This window comes from uncultured Lacinutrix sp. (assembly GCF_947500605.1).
Lineage (GTDB): Bacteria > Bacteroidota > Bacteroidia > Flavobacteriales > Flavobacteriaceae > Lacinutrix.
Genome location: NZ_CANMSJ010000040.1, coordinates 1 through 202, shown reverse-complemented (window position 1 = coordinate 202; position 202 = coordinate 1). Strand labels below are relative to the sequence as shown.

1 protein-coding gene is annotated in these 202 nt (G+C 37.1%); it reads left to right on the top strand.

The annotated features are described in order from the left end of the window. A partial coding sequence (locus Q0935_RS15890) for a hypothetical protein (protein ID WP_299388366.1) occupies positions 1 to 202 on the top strand: 202 nt, incomplete at both ends.

Below are 202 nucleotides of genomic sequence, written 5' to 3'. Positions count from 1 at the left end.
ATGGTATTAACCAGTTTGATTTTGATGCGGTAATCACACCTCAAATTTTTACAGGAGGACAAACAGCAGCAGATTTTACGCTAAGTTACCACACCACACAAGCATTAGCCGATTCAGGAAACAACCCAATAGTAAACACCAGTAACTATACTAATGTTTCTAATCCACAAACCATTTACATTCGTTTAGTAAGCGTTGCTAA